At 38.2% G+C, this 1,924-nt stretch carries 1 protein-coding gene; it reads right to left on the bottom strand.

The annotated features are described in order from the left end of the window. Positions 1 to 1,924 (bottom strand): DUF6990 domain-containing protein (locus ACFIJW_RS03990; protein ID WP_375633382.1); only part of this gene is annotated, 1,924 nt, incomplete at both ends.

Here is a 1,924-nt window from a genome sequence, read left to right as displayed (position 1 = left end):
CCAATAAGGCAAGAGCGCCAAGATGAAGTAAAGCATAATCCGTATCGTTTGCTTTAGACGTGGCGCCTTTTTCCCAAGGAGCTATACCATAATCAGAGCGAAGTCTTTTAGAAAGGTCAATGTCTTTGACTGACCATTCTAGCGCATCATCAAGTGCTTGCTTTAAGCGATCCGCAGTAACTTCTGGTTCAAAGATTTCTAATCCCTTGGCTTCAAAATTAAGCTGTATATCTGGAATATCTTCCGTGTGGGTAGGATCAATGAATTTACAAGCGGTGGAAAGAATGCCCGTGCTAATCATAAAGGCGCTATCAAATTGCGGGTAGTCTTTGGCAATTTCGTCGTTATAAAGAATATCTACTTCACGATCAGCCAATTGATAGCTTGCCATATAATCATTCTCATTGATTTTCTCGGTTGACCAGCCTAGGATTTTTAAAAGTGCATGAGCACTTTCCATGGTGAGACGATCATCAGTGTCATCCGCTTCATTTACTTCTTCTGCCACTTCAACAGAAGTTGTTTTAGAAGCAACAGATGCTGTTTGCGCATCCAAGCTTAAAATCGGTGCATTTTTCGGAAAACCTGCTCGATAACCCCGTGCAAGAGTAAGAGAGTTGTCAATCGTATATTTCGTGATACCTTCCACAAAGCCTAGATGGTTCTTTGCCCTGAAACTTTCCTTATAAAATTTGAGCTTTTCAATATCACCAATCAGAATGAGTGCTATAAAGTGACGTGCCACAAGGTGAGCTTCACTGTTTGTTGGCAAAGCGGCATAATCATAGATGATTTGATTGACATTTTGCCGATCAGCCCACTCAAGTATATCTGTACAAATCTCCTTTAGCTTGCCTTCATCCAATTCAGTACTAGAAACTGTATAAAATTCTTCTGCCTCTTTGAGAGCTATATATTGGGGCAATCTAGGAAACATCTCTCTATGAGCAGTAGAAAAGCCAAGTGTTGAAAGCGAAGCCTTAAATACAACAATCGGCTCTTCTTCATCACTTTGAAGACTGTACATTATATTGATGATACGGTCTTTACTTACAAAATAAGCATTGCGATCATAGTTCTTATCGCGATAAACTATCCACCCCATCCTTTTTAAGTCTTCAGAAACTGTATTAAGAAAAGACAAATCTTGCAAACTAAGACGATCATCTATGGCTTTTCGCTCATTAAAGATTTTCAGATGCTCTTCAGCAAATTGAACTGCGTGATTAACATACTTCTCCACTTCACGGTCTTCTAAATGTCCAGAAATCGTACCGGCTTCTAAAAAATTTTGATAAGATTTCAGGATATCAATTTGACCTGTCAATGCTAAACAAGCTNCTTCTAAAAAATTTTGATAAGATTTCAGGATATCAATTTGACCTGTCAATGCTAAACAAGCTAAATGCCAGACTATACGTATATTGTAGCTATACTTTTGAACACGTGTTTTGCTTTCTATTGATGCTTGTAAATCTTGGGCACGTGCCCATTGTATTATTCGCTCAGAGATTTTGATAAGCTCTTGCTCATCTAATGTCTCTACACAAATATCAATGCCTTTATCAAAACCACTAAAAATCCCCCCCCCAATCGTGTTAAAAGAATTATAAGTATTTGTAGGTGATATGCACCGATACTCCCCACTATAGTGAATATATTTACAAGCTACAGAAATAATTTCATTAGATATTTCAGCTTCAATACGGACATTGTAATTATCATGAAGACGTATAAAACCAAAATCAAATTGAATAAAGCGGTCGGGCAAAACCAACCACATTTTTCTAGGCTCCGTAGAAAACCACCCTTGTGTTTTAAGAACGCGCATTGCTGCTGTGAAACTTATCGAGCGCTGTTTTGGCTTCTTGCGCGTTAGAATATCGTCTAATTCCCCATTTTTATAGGCCTGTGCAAAAAAAAG

The organism is Bartonella sp. MM97QHHN, assembly GCF_042194285.1.
Classification (GTDB): Bacteria; Pseudomonadota; Alphaproteobacteria; order Rhizobiales; family Rhizobiaceae; genus Bartonella.
This window is presented reverse-complemented; position numbering and strand designations above follow the sequence as displayed.